This window comes from Paenibacillus sp. GM1FR, from assembly GCF_002803315.1.
GTDB classification, from domain to species: Bacteria; Bacillota; Bacilli; order Paenibacillales; family Paenibacillaceae; genus Paenibacillus; species Paenibacillus amylolyticus.
Map to the genome: position 1 here is coordinate 139,565 of NZ_MKZL01000033.1, position 15,983 is coordinate 155,547.

The 15,983-nt window shown below is 44.9% G+C and carries 13 protein-coding genes; 12 read left to right on the top strand and 1 reads right to left on the bottom strand.

The annotated features are described in order from the left end of the window. The first annotated feature begins 40 nt into the window (after nucleotides 1–40). From PAEAM_RS20830 to infC, 12 genes are all read left to right on the top strand, one after another. Nucleotides 41–703, top strand: coding sequence for a 3'-5' exonuclease (locus PAEAM_RS20830; protein WP_100528817.1), 663 nt, complete (start codon nucleotides 41–43; stop codon nucleotides 701–703). 22 nt (nucleotides 704–725) lie between these two features. Beyond that, entirely contained in the window at nucleotides 726–1,100 is a 375-nt protein-coding gene (locus PAEAM_RS20835) for a hypothetical protein (RefSeq protein ID WP_100528818.1), read from the top strand. A 178-nt stretch (nucleotides 1,101–1,278) separates the two neighbouring features. Further along, a complete protein-coding gene (locus PAEAM_RS20840; RefSeq protein WP_100528819.1) occupies nucleotides 1,279–2,277 on the top strand; it encodes an ABC transporter substrate-binding protein in 999 nt (332 codons plus the stop codon). Between the two features lie 356 nt (nucleotides 2,278–2,633). Then, nucleotides 2,634–4,103 (top strand): AraC family transcriptional regulator, encoded by a 1,470-nt coding sequence (locus PAEAM_RS20845; protein WP_165789994.1) that lies wholly within the window; start codon nucleotides 2,634–2,636, stop codon nucleotides 4,101–4,103. Nucleotides 4,104–4,322: 219 nt separating this feature from the next. After that, nucleotides 4,323–4,928, top strand: coding sequence for a hypothetical protein (locus PAEAM_RS20850; protein WP_100528821.1), 606 nt, complete (start codon nucleotides 4,323–4,325; stop codon nucleotides 4,926–4,928). Nucleotides 4,929–5,161: 233 nt separating this feature from the next. Then, nucleotides 5,162–6,196, top strand: coding sequence for a fibronectin type III domain-containing protein (locus tag PAEAM_RS31615; protein ID WP_133120467.1), 1,035 nt, complete (start codon nucleotides 5,162–5,164; stop codon nucleotides 6,194–6,196). Nucleotides 6,197–6,457: 261 nt separating this feature from the next. Then, nucleotides 6,458–8,833 carry a putative PEP-binding protein gene (locus PAEAM_RS20860; protein ID WP_165789995.1) on the top strand — a complete coding sequence of 792 codons (2,376 nt, stop codon included), beginning with the start codon at nucleotides 6,458–6,460 and terminating at the stop codon, nucleotides 8,831–8,833. A gap of 115 nt (nucleotides 8,834–8,948) precedes the next feature. Then, the gene (locus tag PAEAM_RS20865; protein ID WP_100528823.1) at nucleotides 8,949–10,886 is read left to right on the top strand and encodes an LTA synthase family protein; all 1,938 of its coding nucleotides are present in this window, start codon (nucleotides 8,949–8,951) and stop codon (nucleotides 10,884–10,886) included. 234 nt (nucleotides 10,887–11,120) lie between these two features. Continuing rightward, on the top strand, nucleotides 11,121–12,128 hold the full coding sequence (locus tag PAEAM_RS20870; protein ID WP_036670607.1) for an LLM class flavin-dependent oxidoreductase: 1,008 nt from the start codon (nucleotides 11,121–11,123) through the stop codon (nucleotides 12,126–12,128). Between the two features lie 99 nt (nucleotides 12,129–12,227). After that, a complete protein-coding gene (locus PAEAM_RS20875) occupies nucleotides 12,228–12,980 on the top strand; it encodes a metallophosphoesterase family protein (protein WP_100528824.1) in 753 nt (250 codons plus the stop codon). Between the two features lie 445 nt (nucleotides 12,981–13,425). After that, nucleotides 13,426–14,358, top strand: a complete 933-nt coding sequence (locus PAEAM_RS20880; RefSeq protein ID WP_100528825.1) for a manganese-dependent inorganic pyrophosphatase — start codon at nucleotides 13,426–13,428, stop codon at nucleotides 14,356–14,358. 120 nt (nucleotides 14,359–14,478) lie between these two features. Beyond that, nucleotides 14,479–14,970: a translation initiation factor IF-3 gene (gene infC, locus PAEAM_RS20885; RefSeq protein ID WP_091031425.1), complete on the top strand. Its 492-nt coding sequence runs from the start codon at nucleotides 14,479–14,481 to the stop codon at nucleotides 14,968–14,970. 187 nt (nucleotides 14,971–15,157) lie between these two features. Here infC and PAEAM_RS20890 read toward each other — a convergent pair whose 3' ends face one another. Continuing rightward, nucleotides 15,158–15,982: a protein-glutamine gamma-glutamyltransferase gene (locus tag PAEAM_RS20890; RefSeq protein WP_100528826.1), complete on the bottom strand. Its 825-nt coding sequence runs from the start codon at nucleotides 15,980–15,982 to the stop codon at nucleotides 15,158–15,160. Between the last annotated feature and the right edge of the window lies 1 nt (nucleotide 15,983).

Genomic DNA, 15,983 nt, shown 5'->3' on the forward strand with positions numbered 1-15,983 from the left:
GCATTAACCAGAATGATAGTGGGGAGGAGTGAGTTGGCGGATGAAAATTACGCTTTTGCCTGATACATACTTTATTGAAAATCTAAGCGTATCTCCATTACAGGATAGAATGTACTGCATATTTGATCTCGAAGGTACAGGCATTAATCCTGTGGTGGAGAGTGTAACTCAATTTGGTGCGATGCATTACCAAAGAGGACAACAATGTAATACAACATTTTCATCACTTGCACGTGCGAACAAACCTATACCAGAAGCTGTGGCGAAATTAACAGGCATTTCGAATGAGGAAATGTTGGAGGCTCCGTCGTTCGTAGAAGCATTTCAGAACTTTCAGGAATTCATTGGTGATAACGTGCTTGTAACACAAGCAGGATATGAATATGATCTGCCCATCTTGAAGCGGCATTGTGATGAGTATGGTCTCCCGATGTTGACTAACCCGGTGTTGGATACAAAAGCGATGTTTACTTACATTCATCCTGAGATTAACGAGGTCGTCTCTACGGATTTTCTGATTCGGTATTACGATTTGAATACAGATGGAATTCACAGACACAATGCTTTGGCGGATTGTGGTGTGATTGCTCGTATCTTTGAAAGTATCCTTAGTGAATATGAGGGATTTCAATTGGATCATTTTACAGCCGATCCTAATCGAATGATGAAGCGTTTTGTTATACCTGAAATGTATTTGACATGATAAGGAACTGGAGGGGAGATCAATGAGCAGAACGGATGTGGAGAAGCTACTGTTGGATATTAACGAAGGACGGATTTTGACCCATCAGACATTCGAAGGACTGGATGTGGAAGTTTACCTGGATGAAAGGGATGCCTCTGCATTTGCTGACGAGTGGATGCAAGCTTTTGTACGATGGGCTCAAGATACCGCGGTAGCTGAAGAAGAGGTGCTGCGCGCATGCAGGGAACAGGCGTTTAAACAGACTTTAGCTCTCACCGGCGAACCTGAGTTAGCGGGGTATGTGAGTGATGATATGGGTTTAATTGGTGCTGCATTGTTACAAGGTACGGCGAACGATTCCTTTGTGGATCAGCTGCTGGAAAGTTATCGTCAAGGCAGGTTGCCCCTGCGATAAGCGGGGGAGGACCAACAGTGGTGTTTTCGTTTGTATAAAAAAACAGCATCAAATGTACATTGTGGGTCGGCTGAGGCATAAGGTACAATTCACCTAAGCAATCGGTGAGAATGATAATCATTATATGTGAAATGTTCTCACGGTTACATCAACAGATCACATAGGGGTGAAGGGTAACATGGTAGGTTTAGTTAAAGGTTTCAAAGGGTGGGCGATCACATTATTGCTCATGGGTCTGGTTATTTCAGGATGTAGTACAAATACCGCTACGAATGCGGAACAGACTCCTGCAACTGAAAGTGCAGCTTCTGGAGAAAATACTACTGAAACCGAGACAGAGCCTGCTACACGGGTTGTACAGGATGAATTTGGAGATGTGACGATTCCGGTTCAACCACAGCGGATTGCTGGAATATATGTGGAGGATTATCTGAAGGCGCTCGATATTACACCTGTAGTGCAGTGGTATCATCCTTTGTGGGGTGTACAGGATTATTTAGGACTGGATGTTCCGCAATTTGACACCACAGGGAGCATTGAAGCTTTGTTGGCATATGATCCGGATCTCATCATTGTAGATGGTGGAGTGGATATGGAGAAATATGAGATGTATTCCAAGGTGGCACCGACGTATCGTCTGCCTGAGAGCGTATTGCAGGATTCGAATCAAATTTTGAAAACCATTGCCGATGTTGTGGGTAAACCGGAAAAGGGTGAAGAAGTTGCTACGGCATTTGAGGCCAAGATTGCAGATGCCAAATCGAAGCTGCAGGAAGCGGTTGGAAACGAGACTGTCGCAGTTGTCCGGCTGAATGTTAACGATGACACACTGGCGTTGTTCGGTGTGAAGAATCGATTTACCGGATTTATTTATTCCGAGCTTGGTCTAACACCTCATCCTCTGGTTAGCAAGATGGAAGAATATCAGGAAATCTTGTCTGAGGAGGCCATCCCGCAACTTGATGCGGATCATCTTATTATTTTCCCTTCCAATGGAGAATGGTCATCCCCTGAGAACAAGGAAGCTTTGAAGGTACTTGACAGCAAGTTGTGGCAGTCGCTTCCAGCGGTTAAGAACAATCAGGTGTATATCATGGAAAGAGCACATTGGCAATCAGGTGCGATTACAGCAAATTCCATGAAAATTGATGATCTGTTGGAAAAAATGACTCCATAAGTGAATCAATTTCATAAGACCTTAATCCATTTTTAGTGAGTCATGAAATTGATTCGAGCATGATCCCATAAGAAAGTTCTTCAGCCAGGGTTGAAGAGCTTTCTTTTTTCGTATACACTATTTTAAATGATAATAATTCTCAGTTAAGGAAGATGAACATGTGCCCCACGATAATACAATGGATTCCCATGCCCTGGCTATGCACGCTTCAACATATGGAATACGTAGATCACCATAAATCTGATATCGATAAACGTTTGTTATACAGAATGTCGTCTTCACACGCCATATTTGTTGTAACGTCTGGGAAGGGTTCAATGGTTTGCTCAGATCGGGAATCTCATCTGGAAAAAGGAATGATTATGTTTGTTCCGGCTGGAACATCTATTAAGATAGAAGGCTCTCCTTGGACAGGAAGTGAATTGCAGTATTATAAGCTTGATCTAATGGTGGCTGAGATAAAAGAAGATATTTCGAACGCTTTGTCTAGAAGAAACACGGAGGAGCAGCAGGAACTTTCCCAAAGTCCAGATTCTCCGACATTATTACCGCCGCTTATGCAACTCAGCTTCAGTCCGTGGAGTTCCTGTCTGGAAGCCTTGGAACAAATACTGCGTCAACAGGTCACTGGCGATTGGCTGGAGCAATGGGAGGTACAGCTTCGTTTCCAGGAGTGGTTCCGTGCCTTGCTTCGCCAGAGTGCCCCCGAAACAGAAGTACCTGATGACCGTGCCCGTCTTCAAAGTTCAATTCGTTATATTGGCGACCACTACGATCAGACGATAACCGTGGATGAGCTCGCGGCAGATATTGGTCTTACCAGAGCTAGCTACACTCGGCAATTCAAAAGGATTACGGGCAAGCTCCCGCTTGAATATGTAAATGCGGTTCGGCTTGAACGCTCGAAGCAACTATTGCAGCTGACGGATGATCGCATCCATGAAATTGCACAGAATGTGGGATTCAGCAGCGAGTATTATTTTGGTCGCCGATTTAAGCAATACTCTGGTATTTCACCTGGGTTATACCGCCGTCATCACCGTCAAGAGGTTCGTGTCTTTGCTCCGTATCTGGAGGACTTTGTGTTGGCTCTTGGCGTAAAACCTGTACTGCAATGTTCGCATCATTCTTGGGGCAGGCAGCATTATTTGGGATTGGATGACGTACCCGAATTCGATGTAAGCCAGCAGGATGCTCAATTTAATCTGGGTAATGTACCGGACTTTATCATGCTGGACAAGGGATATGATCGATGGAATCTGGACCGCTTCGAGCAGGTAGCACCTACGTTTTACGTGGAACATCTGGGAGAAGATTGGCGCTCCGTCTTGAGATCAACAGCCGATGTGTTGGGAAAGATGAATCGGGTTCAAGATGTAATTGGTGCGTATGAGGACAAGGCAATGGAAGCTAAGAGTCGGTTAGCACGATATATGCGTGGTCAGACGGTGGCATTTTTGCGTATATCCGCGTCTGATATTACTCTCTATGGGGATCAGCAGGGCTATGTCGGACCTGTAATTTATCAGGATCTTGGACTGACTCCGCACTCCCGTGTGCAGCAATGGACAAGACAAGAGCGGAGGATTTTCATTGGATTGGACCAGTTAAGTGAGCTTCATGCGGATCATTTGTTGATTACATTTGACACTGGAAATTCTGCTAAACCAGGAGATGAGCGCGAACTGCTCGAAAGGGATGAATGGAAACGTCTGCCTGCGGTGAAGAGCGGTAATGTGTATGAGGTGGATTTCATGTCTTGGATGAACTACGGTGTGATCTCACATGGGAAGAAGATTGAGGATGTACTGAGGTTTATGGCTTGAGGGATCGCATCCTGGTGCACCAATTTAAGATGGAAGAAATGTCATAGGGTTAAGACGCTATTTCTTAGCAGTGTTCCGCGAGGTAAATGGAGACATGAGAGACCCGAAAGCAGAAGGATAAGTGTGGTAGTTTGGGAAAAATAATTCCGAAGACAATGGTAAAAGGGGTTGTCAGTATTTTGATGGCGGCCCTCTTATTTTGTTTGAAAGGATGAGTTTATGGATGTTGTATCTGAAGTTTTTACTCAAATAGGTCAAACTGCAGTGATAGTGGGTGGGGCTGGTTGGCTTACAAAGTCCATATTTTCTAGTTGGCTCAATAAAAATGTTGAATCCCACAAATCCGAATTAAATAAATCAGTGGAGCAATATAAGTATGAAATTCAAAGAGAGTTGCAGTTGCATCAAATTAGAAATATTAAATTGCATAATGATCGGGCAGAAGTGATAAAAATTATGTATAGCCATTTAGTGAAAATGGAGCATTGGTTGGTGCAAACTTTTTGGCCAAAAGAGTACATAGGGCCATTAAACCTTGAAGATAGAGCAAAAGAGGCATACAAAGCTGTTGGAGAATTTCTGAGGTTTTATCAGCTTAATAAGATATTTTTCGGTAATTCTACTTGCGAAAGTATAGATATGCTAATTAAGGAGTCCTTGCGTATTATAGAAGCTATGAGAGATTCATTAATAGACGGCACTGAAGACTCGCAAGTAAGACAAAAAGATGTATGGCACGATGCATGGAACTCTATAAATGCATCCATACCTCATTTGAAAGAAGAGTTAGAGAATGATTTCAGACAATTAATGGGGGTACTTTAACTTCAATTATACATAAGGCTTTTTTTTTCGTATCTCTATGTATCTTATTAGATGCAATGTAATTAAACTCAGTTTTTATGAATAGAAACGAGTATTTTGTGAAGTGTAAAATCCAATAAAAAATAAAATTTCAAGAAATTAGCTGATATTTATAGATCAGCAAGTTTATGTTTAGACGTTAATCTGGAAGGTCGCTATAGTTAGTTCAAGAATAATGAATAAGGAGATTAACGATGAAAAAAAATTGTTTGGCGTTTATGACTGTTTTGCTTATAGTACTGTTGTTTTCTCAGTCGACAACAAGAGCGGCATCTCCATTGAGTAATAAGGTAGATGGCATGCTTGGATTTTCTCCACCTACAGGAACTGAAGTTAAGGCAAGTAGTGAGTATTCTATTTACGTTGCGAAAAATGTAATTGATAGGAAATTAAAAAACGAATGGAATGCTGGTACATATAATGGTAGCATAGAGCTTAAATTTCCCGAGCCAACTGAGTTAAACTTTGTTCATATTAGCACTGCAGCAGAGCCTATTAGAGCGGTTTCATATCAAATATATGGTCTAAAGGATGGAAAATGGACCGCTATAAGTCAAAAAGAAACACAATCATTATCAGAAAGGTTCAACACACCTCCGCCAATTAAAGTTACACAAGGAAAATACGAAGGAATAAAGATTGATGGAGAAGGCGGGTCTTCTTGGTTGGCAATTGATGAGATAACTTTAGGTATTTTAGAAGATATTAGATTAAATGGTTCCGTTAAAGGAACGACTGCCACCTTAAATTGGAATACAATAAATGATGCAACAGGATATAAACTGCAATATGGTACTGATTCAGGGAGTTATAAAGATTCGGTTACAATTGAAGGGAAAGAAAGTTCAGTTTACCAAGTGCCTAATTTAGAATACGGTAAAACTTACTACTTTCAAATTGTTGCCATATTTAATGGAGTGGAAACCGTAATTTCCAATGAAGTTGTATTAGCTGTGAATGAGAAGGAGACCGACACTCCAACACCAGAACAACCTCCTGGCGACCGTGCGATTCTCGTCGTTACCATGACAACGGGCTTGGAGAAGGAATTCGACCTAAGCTTGAAAGAAGTAAATGATTTCATCGACTGGTATGAAGCCAAGCAAGCTGGAAGCGGAAAAGCATCGTATGCGATCAATAAACACGACAACAACAAAGGGCCATTTAAGAGTCGGAAGGATTATATCCTGTTTGATCGGGTGTTGACGTTTGAGGTAAGTGAATACTAAAAAATGTGAAGTTCCTCCAGCTTAGCTGAAGGGGCTTCTTTTTGCTTCCCAGTGATGAATGAGCCAATACAATTACCCGAAAGGCTTGTTTCATCTTATTTTAGTGTAACGTTTACAAAAAAACAGGATAACGAGCACAAAATGCAAAAGCGGATGTCCTTGACTGAACGATTGTGACATACCATTAGAGTGAAGGCTGATCTGTAACGCAGGGTTTGAAGTCTTCAAGCATAGCCATGAATGGCGGATGGGAGAGCTGTAATGACAAAACGGGTAATTCTGTTGGAAGAAGGTACGGCAGAGATGAAAGGGCTAATGGGCAGTAAAGGGGCTGATCTTGCAGAGCTAATCCATGCAGGGTGGTCTGTCCCGGCCGGATTTGTGGTCACAACGGAATGCTGTCGCGAGTTCTGTACCCGTCTTGGACATCTTTCCGGTGAAGGAGAGGAAGAGATTATTAACGCGATCCGGCATCTGGAACAGCAAACCGGGAAGTTCTTCGGACATTCGGAGAATCCGCTACTACTCGCGGTACGTACGGACCAGGATCGAGCCTCAGCAACTGCGACACGATCACTGCTCAATGTTGGTCTGAATGATATTACTGTGGAAGGACTCGCACGTCAAACCGGTGATCGGTTGTATGCACTCCAATGTTATCTAGATTACTTAAAGGAATATGGACAGCTGGTATATGCAATTCCGTCTGAATTTTTCACAGAAATATCGAGTCACGTCAAGGGTCGGGATGAAACGGAACTTGAATTAACCATTACCGAATTTAAATATTTAATTGAAGAGGAGGGGCGTAACCCTTTTCCTCAAGATGTTCAACTTCAATTCAAAGAAGCAGTACGTTCGGTATATCATTCACAGCGTATTAAAGCATCCAGATCTCAGGACGAGATCATGCGTAAATCATATTACATCTCTTCGGAGCAAAGCGCTCCTGTTCTTATACAGACGATGATGCATGGAAAATGTGGAGAATCAAGCGGGGCCGGAACAATATATACGTGTAACCCACTTACAGGTGAAAAGGGAATTACAGGACAATACGTCCCAACCGGGAACGCCAGCCAAACAGATCACGGCCTAGAGCGTTTACGGAATGACGAACCTAAGCTGTACACAAGTTTGCTGGAGATAGGTAGCCAGCTGGAGACGCATAAAGGAGAAGTGCAGGAAATCACCTTTGTGATTAAATCCGGCGCGTTGTATGTTGTGCAGACCCAGCCCGCACGATTATCCTCCATAGCCACACTGAGGAGTACTGTGGATTTTGTCCATGAAGGACTCATCACCAAGGAGGATGCACTTCTTCGCATCCAACCTGCGCATATCACGGAAGTGCAGAAGCTTTACACCAATCCTACTTCTATCAGCGAAGCGAGCAATGGGCATCTGCCCATACAGATCCAGCCAGTAACTAATGATGAATCTCCACCTTATAACAACTCAGATTCACTTTTATCAGCAGATCTGCAACTACTGCTCAATTGGGCTGATGAAGTGAAAGAGTTGAAGGTACTGGCCAATGTAGATCATCCACTGGATGCCAGGACATCACGGCTACTAGGGGCAGAGGGGATAGGTCTGTGCCGGACGGAGAACATGCTGTTATCACCTGCGCGGTTACCATTTGTACAAAAAATGATCTTGGCAGACAGTGAATCCGAACGCAGGCGTGGGTTGGAGCGTCTGTTGCCAATGCAACAGTCTGATTTTGAACAGATATTCGAAGCGATGGATGGATACCCGGTAACGATACGTTTGCTCGATTCGCCGTTGCATGAACTGTTACCGGATCTGGGAGTGTTGGAGAAACGACGTGAGTGGTTACAAGCAGAGGAGTGGCAGGAGCAAAAAGACCATCAGAATGAACTGGAGGAACTGGAGCGTGTCATTCGCAGAGTCTGTGAATTGCATGAACATAATCCGACATTGGGGCAACAGGCTTGTCGGCTGAGTACGGTGTTCCCGGAGATCGTTGATATGCAGCTGGAAGCGATATTCCGCGCAGCGGTGAAAGGCATCCGGCAAGGCTGGTGGGTACGTCCCGAGATTATGATCCCGCAGATCGGTCATGTGCATGAACTTCAGGTGATGAGAGATCTGGTGGATCATGTGGCTGACCAAGTGCTTGGTGAGGAGAAGCGGCATTGTCTCTATAGAGTGGGGGCGATGATCGAAGCTCCGAGAACGGCGCTGACGGCGACTCACATTGCTCGCCAGGCTGACTTTTTCTCGTTTGGCACGGATGAGCTGACAGAGATGACATTTGGATATAGTCGCCATGAAGCTGAGAAGCGGCTCCTTCTCCTTCAACGTGATACGGACTCTCGTGCGGTAACGAATAATCCATTTCATGTACTGGACATTGAGGGAGTCGGACAACTGATTGAGATGGCGGTCGTCCAAGGTCGAATTCGAAAACCTCATCTGAAGACAGGGATCTGCGGAGAAAATGTTGTGGATCTGGAGTCGATTACGTTCTGCCACCGCATTGGTCTGGATTACGTAAGCTGTTTGCCTGAACAGATCCCTTATGCACGAATTGCTGCTGCACAAGCAGCCATTAAGGAACAGAGAGAGGGAGCGGACACGCAGAACACGGATATCTCTACAATTGCGTAACGATCACCCTGTCCTACACGGAACTTCCATGGAATAGCAACCAGAAAACTGTTATACTGAAATATGCGTTTTGTAAAATGAACGTAAAATTTCAGGGTAAGGGTTGAAAGCGACCATGTATAATTCCAAAAATGAACGAACTTCATCACGGACCTTATTCGCCGTGTTATTCATTCTTATGCTGCTGAAGTTATCACTGCTGCGGTATTTCTTTTTCCAGGGTCTGTCCGGCATCGGTCTGTTAACTGACGCATTAGGTGCACTAACTGTGGTATGCCTGCTGGATCTGATCGTGCCCAAAGGCTGGAAGCGAGCAGTATACGGAGGATTCAATATTCTGTTTTCTCTGGTTCTGTTCGCGGCTACGCTGTATAACGTTCATTTCAGTTCGGTACCCACCTATACCGCGCTAAGTGAGCTGGGGCAAGTTGCCCAAGTGCGGGGAAGTATCGGACCACTGGTTCGACCTGAGCACTTTCTGTTTTTTGCAGACATCGTACTGGCATTGCCAATATGGTTGATTATGCGCAGACGTGCTGGCGGGCGTAACCACAGCAGTTACCGCGATAGCGGTTTGACGTTTGGCAGAATTCGCAGACGTTACTGGGGCAAGCTCGGCGTTGCGCTTACCGCTGCATTCTGCATCGTGCTGTCTGGCAGTTTTATTGTCAAAGGTGAAACGATTGATAATGAGCTGGTGCGGGCCGAAAATCTCGGTTTCCTGAACTATCAGGTATCGTCTGCCATTCTGACGAGCAAAGAAAATGAGGCCATTGCAAATGGTAACATTAACGAAACAATTGCCAAGATCAATGAGCTGGTTAGCCAGTATCCGTATCAGGATAAACCAAGTGATGGTACAGCCGTGAAAGCCAAATATTTTGGTCAGGCCAAAGGCAGCAATCTGATCGTACTGCAACTGGAGTCCTTTCAGAATTTCCCGATTAATGCTTCATTAGACGGTCAGGAGTTAACGCCGGTACTGAATGATCTGGCCAAAGAAAGCTATTATTTCTCTCATTTTTTCCAACAGATCGGACAGGGAAACACATCAGACGCGGAGTTCATGTCGAACACCTCTATCTATCCAACCGGAGTTGTTCCCATGTCAGCAGGGTATAGTGACCGCGAACTGCCGAGTCTTCCCAAATTATTGGGGAAAGAGGGATATGAGTCAGAGACGTACCACGTCAATGACGTCACCTTCTGGAACCGGAACAAAATGTATCCGGCACTCGGATTCACTCGTTACTTCGACAAGCCCAGCTTCGAGAATGACAGATTCAATGACTTTGGACCATCGGATGAAGAGTTGTACCGTGTAGGTGTGGAAAAAATGACTGCGCATCAGGCTGCGACTCAGCCGTTCTATGCTCAGTTCATTACGGCATCGAGCCACTCGCCGTTTACGGTTCCCGCTGATCGTGCACGCATCACGATTCCTGCGACTATTACGAACAAACTGCTTCACGATTATCTGCAAGCGATCAATTATACGGACTATGCCATCGGTCAACTCATTAATGAGTTGAAGGCGAACGGATTATGGGATAACACAACGTTAGTGCTCTACGGAGACCACTTTGGTCTGCCTGCTGACGAAGAGATTACACAGCAGATTCAGGCCAATCTGGGCGTCCCTTATGACGGTAAAGTAAGTCGATTCAACATCCCGTTCATGATCCACACGCCGAAACAGACCAAAGGACAATTGATCGAGCAGCCTGGCGGTCAGCTGGATATGCTGCCAACGATCATGAATCTGATGGGAGTTTCGCTCCAGGATGAGAAATTCACTGCCTTCGGACATGATCTGCTCAACATGGACCACAATGCCTTTGGTATCCGGTATTACTTGCCGACGGGGTCATTTGTCAACAATGACATCATGTTTATTCCGGGTGCAGGCTTTGACGATGGAACAGCCTATTCGCTGAAGACATACGAGACGGTAACGGATTTGGAACCCTATCGTGCAGATTATGAACATGTGCTCAGCCTGATGAAACTGTCTGACGAGTATGTGAAGCTGTTACCGAAACGTGCACCATAAATTAATTTTCTGCAATAGGTCAGATCAAAAACGTCACCAGTTCAGAAGCTGGTGGCGTTTTTTTACATGTTTCTTGCACAAGTGTGGTAATAAAGAGGATAACTAAAGTTTGAAACTGTAATAATTAATGTTACAATGGAATGAGCAAGAATGAAGTGAGCAAAAGCGCGTAATATTCGCAGATCTCATATTCACAGTACTTATGAACCTAACAGACGAGAGGATTGAATATATATGAAACTGAGTGTACTCGAACATGGACATATCAATGAAGGACGAAGTGTACAGGATACGTTGCAGGAAACGGTGAAACTCGCACAACATGCGGATCAATTGGGGTACTCCCGGTTCTGGATGTCGGAGCATCACGGTAGTGGTGCGCTGTCATTCTCCAGTCCTGAAGTTATGATTGCACATGTGGCTGCACATACGGATCGAATTCGCGTAGGTTCCGGTGGCGTTATGCTTCCTCATTATAGTGCCTATAAGGTTGCAGAGAATTTCCGTCTGCTGGAAGCTTTGCATCCGGGGCGGATTGACCTGGGGATTGGCAGAGCACCAGGTGGCATGCCGATTGCCAGCAGAGCTCTGAATGAGGGGAAATCATCGAATGTACAATTCTTTCCACAACAGATCGCGGATCTGGGCGGATACTTCCACGAGCAATTGCCTGAGGATCATCGGTTTGCATCCCTGGTAGCCGGACCATCGGTTCCCACGGTACCAGAAGTGTGGTTGCTGGGTTCCAGCTCCGAAGGTGCAAGAATTGCTGCGGCACAAGGGACATCGTATGCGTTTGCCCAATTCTTCGGAACACCAGGCGGCGAAGAAGCGATGAAACATTACCGCAGACATTTCAAGCCGTCCATCCTGAATGACAAACCACATTCAATGATTGCTGTCTCGGCATTCTGCGCGGAGACAGAGGAAGAAGCTGCTGAACTTGCACGCAGCAATGAGCTTTTCTTCTTACGCCTTGGACGAGGTCTTGAACAAAGTTCATTCCCATCTCTGGAGACGGTGAACAACTATCCATACACAGCGATGGAGATGGAACAGATTCGTCAACGTCGTTCTTTTTCCATCGTGGGAACACCGGATCAGGTGAAAGATAAAATTACCGCAATGGCTGAACGCCATGAAGCAGATGAAGTCATTATTGCATCAGCGGTCCATTCGTTTGAAGCACGTCTGCGCTCATTCGGCTTGATTGCAGAAGCCTTTGGACTCAAGCAGGACTAATGGTAAGCAAGCGGGAATAACTACTCTGAACAGACTGGAATCTTGCTCATGCAAGGTTCCGGTTATACTCTTGCGTGATCAGGGAGAGGAGAGATTCACATGCGCAGATGTGTCATTAGTGATATTCATGGCTGTTATGATGAATTTAATGCACTGCTTAAGCTTGCAGATTATAATCCGCAGCAGGATGAATTGATTTTACTCGGTGATTATGTGGATCGCGGTCCAAGCAGCAAACAGGTCATCGAACAGATTATGCAACTTCAGCAACAGCACCATATTATGGTGATCAAAGGCAATCACGATGCCATGATGGTCAAGGCGTTAACCCAGGATGTTGAGCAATATGATCAACACTGGATCCGTAATGGTGGATTACAGACGATGGCAAGTTATCTGGATCTGGAGCTTACTTATGATGAGCAACAGATAGATTGGGAAGCTTATGCTGAAGCTAAAAAGTGGATACGTACACACTATGAACACCATCTTCGTTTTCTGGAACAGCTTCCGCTGGTGTACGAGATTCCGGGTTATATTTTTGTGCATGCCGGGATCAACCCGGATATCGAGGATTGGAGAAGCCAGTCCGAGCGGGACTTCATCTGGATTCGTGAATCATTCTATTCCAGACCAACGACGATTAGAGAGACAGTCGTATTTGGACACACCCCCGTGAAGCATTTGCATGATGAGACAGGTATTTGGTTTGACCCGAGCGGAGACAAAATTGGCATTGATGGTGGTTGTGCCTACGGAGCACAATTGAACCTGCTGGAGATTAGCGAAGACGGCAGTCTACAGACCTTTTTTGTACGGCAAGGGCAGAGCGCGGAAGAGCCTGAGATTTAATGTTTTCGTTGCGTATCAGAGTTTCGTATGCTAATTTATAAGGTTGTACGATGGAATAAATAGGATACATACCATATCGACTTGAGGGGAATGAACCAAGTTTGGCTATTTTCCAAAATCACTTGCCTGAGAATGATTTGCAATTAATTCGCTGTAAAGGGATTGGAATTAAGCCTTATTAGCGCTATAATCAGTAGGGTATGATTGAAATATGACATATATTTTCTATATAAGTTCAACTAAACTTTTTACACGAGAACGGAGAGGACAGAAAAAAGCTGGAGAAGCGGAGCGTTCGCCTTTATCACCGGATTTTCCCTTTAAAAAGGGAATCAAAAAATCTGGGGATAACAGCGATCGGAAGGTTATTCTGTCATCGGAGTGGCAAGTGTAAACATTCTTTGGTTAAACTTATATAAATCAGAATTGACGGAGGGCTATGAATATGGAAAAAGCGTTAATCTTCGGTCACAAAAATCCCGACACGGATACGATCTGTTCGGCAATCGCCTATGCGGATCTCAAAACAAAATTGGGTCAGGACGTTGAAGCAGTTCGTCTCGGCGAAGTCAATGGTGAAACCCAGTTTGCACTGGATCAATTCAAAATTGCAGCACCACGTCTGATTAAAACCGCTGCAAATGAAGTAAACAAAGTTATTCTGGTTGACCACAACGAGCGTCAGCAAAGTGTAAGCGATATTGAGGAAGTGACTGTTGTTGAAGTTATCGACCATCACCGTATTGCTAACTTTGAGACAAGCGGACCTCTGTATTTCCGTGCAGAGCCTGTAGGTTGTACAGCAACCATTTTGAATAAAATGTACAAAGAAAATGGTATTGAAGTGAGTGCACCGATTGCTGGTCTGATGTTGTCTGCCATTATCTCCGATTCCCTGTTGTTCAAATCCCCGACTTGCACAGAGCAGGACGTAGCCGCTGCACGTGAACTGGCTGCCATTGCTGGTGTAGATGCAGACACTTATGGTCTGGACATGCTGAAAGCCGGTGCGGATCTGAGCCAAAAAACAATTGCTGAACTGATTTCCCTGGATGCCAAAGAATTCGTAATGGGTCAATCCAAAGTGGAAATTGCACAGGTTAATGCTGTTGACGTGAATGATGTTCTCGTGAAGCAACCTGAGCTTGAAGCAGCTATTGATGCGATTATCTCCAGTAAAGGTCTCGACCTGTTTGTATTTGTCGTAACAGACATTCTGAACAACGATTCCGTAGCTTTGGCATATGGTACATCCACTAAAGCAGTGGAGAAAGCCTACAATGTGACGCTGTCTGATAGCAGAGCTATCTTGAAAGGCGTAGTATCACGCAAATCACAAATTGTACCGGTTCTGACGGAAGCATTCAACACGCTGTAAATCAAACCGATTGGCGTATTTGTACGCTAATACGTATTACAAATAAGTAGCAACACCATCCTAGCCTGCTCTGATCCGTAAATGGTCAGGACAGGCTTTTGATGTAGAGGAGGAAGAATCATGATCAAAAATGAAAAGATCAAAGCAGCCGAAGTGCAGCTGACCGGCCTGAATGGTGAAGATCTGGGTGTGATGTCCACGCAGGAAGCACTTCTACTTGCGAAGCAGCATAAAGTGGATCTGGTGTGCTTGTCCTTGATGACGAGTCCACCACCATGCAAGCTGATTGGAGCTGGAGCAGCCAAAGCAGAAGCGCAACAGGCGAAGAAAAAAGCGAGTAAATCTCCCGATAAACGTAAAGTCAAGGAAATTCGATTGAACCTTGCGATGGAGGATCATGACCGGGATACGAAGCAATCTCAGGCGGAGCGCATTCTGAAGAAGGGTGATTCGGTAAAACTCGTCATCCAGGTGCATGGAGCCAAAGAAGGAGTTGCAGGCAAGGAGTGGGCTGAGCAACTGAGCAAATCGCTGGCTGAATTCGGTAGTAAAACAACAGGTGTTCAGGTAAGTGGTAAACAGGTTGTTGTGCAACTGGACCCGAATGCGTAAACGGCCAGGTGCGATCTTCGATGTAGCACAAAGGTAACGCGAATGTCGATATAGTAATGATTTTTTGGATGTAAAAAAAGCCCAATGAGGTGGCAGGTTAACTGCTACTGTATTGGGCTTGTTTGTCATCACTTGGATTGAGGTATTGTTCGCAATTTAATGCAAAATCCGTTTCCGTTTCAGTAGTTCAGCTGCGTAAATAACGGCTGCCACCAAGTCGTACATATAACTGTCCGGGTAATACGGGCGTAGAACCAGCGGCAATATTATTCTGGCTGTTTTTGGCGAATCGGGATAAATAAAAGAAGTCCGGATAGATCACCATATCCATTAAGTAGGCGGAGACTCGACTACCTGGAACGCGGAACTGATTCAGGGTACGTATAATCTCTTCGCCACTTGCAATACCAATGCCATGACCATAATACAAGTTCTCGCGCAGCATGAACGTATTCTCTCCCTGCCACTCGGGGGTTTCCGGAGAAACATCCGGATTTTTGAAATACAGCACATCTCCTGGCAGGGCGGTTTCGCTACCGTTTTTTTCGGTTAATCGCAGGTCACTGTCATAATGCCAGTCAAAGAGTAACAGATTGCGAAACAGGGAATTAAAGGCGTCTTCGCGAATGCTTCCCAGCACGCCACCATACAGCACAATAACGGTAGCTGTTGCACATTCAAAAGCATATAAGTGTCCATTCCTCCAGATATCCCGGATGCCTTCGGCGGGGGTCACGTTTGATCTTAGCTCAAACCCACCTTCCGCATTACGATTCCAGTAGGCAGGATTACATCTGGATTTTTCAAAGGATGCAAAACTCACACCGCTTCGATCCAGTCCTTCCGCGGCTTCCACGAGAGAGCCCCTCAAGTCCCATTCAAATCGAAGATGATCCATGGATTGGTACACATACCTCGTTGGACGATTCTGGAGTTGCTGTAACCAATACCATTCAAAATCAGACCATTCCGAGCGGTTCAGCTGGACGGGTTGATTAGCAACAATGATCATG

What these genes read in the sequence shown, in the direction of transcription:
- PAEAM_RS20830 (WP_100528817.1), top strand. Translation starts at nt 41, where the DNA reads ATGAAAATTACGCTTTTGCCTGATACATACTTTATTGAAAATCTAAGC.
- PAEAM_RS20835 (WP_100528818.1), top strand. Translation starts at nt 726, where the DNA reads ATGAGCAGAACGGATGTGGAGAAGCTACTGTTGGATATTAACGAAGGA.
- PAEAM_RS20840 (WP_100528819.1), top strand. Translation starts at nt 1,279, where the DNA reads ATGGTAGGTTTAGTTAAAGGTTTCAAAGGGTGGGCGATCACATTATTG.
- PAEAM_RS20845 (WP_165789994.1), top strand. Translation starts at nt 2,634, where the DNA reads ATGATTATGTTTGTTCCGGCTGGAACATCTATTAAGATAGAAGGCTCT.
- PAEAM_RS20850 (WP_100528821.1), top strand. Translation starts at nt 4,323, where the DNA reads ATGGATGTTGTATCTGAAGTTTTTACTCAAATAGGTCAAACTGCAGTG.
- PAEAM_RS31615 (WP_133120467.1), top strand. Translation starts at nt 5,162, where the DNA reads ATGAAAAAAAATTGTTTGGCGTTTATGACTGTTTTGCTTATAGTACTG.
- PAEAM_RS20860 (WP_165789995.1), top strand. Translation starts at nt 6,458, where the DNA reads ATGACAAAACGGGTAATTCTGTTGGAAGAAGGTACGGCAGAGATGAAA.
- PAEAM_RS20865 (WP_100528823.1), top strand. Translation starts at nt 8,949, where the DNA reads ATGTATAATTCCAAAAATGAACGAACTTCATCACGGACCTTATTCGCC.
- PAEAM_RS20870 (WP_036670607.1), top strand. Translation starts at nt 11,121, where the DNA reads ATGAAACTGAGTGTACTCGAACATGGACATATCAATGAAGGACGAAGT.
- PAEAM_RS20875 (WP_100528824.1), top strand. Translation starts at nt 12,228, where the DNA reads ATGCGCAGATGTGTCATTAGTGATATTCATGGCTGTTATGATGAATTT.
- PAEAM_RS20880 (WP_100528825.1), top strand. Translation starts at nt 13,426, where the DNA reads ATGGAAAAAGCGTTAATCTTCGGTCACAAAAATCCCGACACGGATACG.
- infC (WP_091031425.1), top strand. Translation starts at nt 14,479, where the DNA reads ATGATCAAAAATGAAAAGATCAAAGCAGCCGAAGTGCAGCTGACCGGC.
- PAEAM_RS20890 (WP_100528826.1), bottom strand. Translation starts at nt 15,982, where the DNA reads ATGATCATTGTTGCTAATCAACCCGTCCAGCTGAACCGCTCGGAATGG.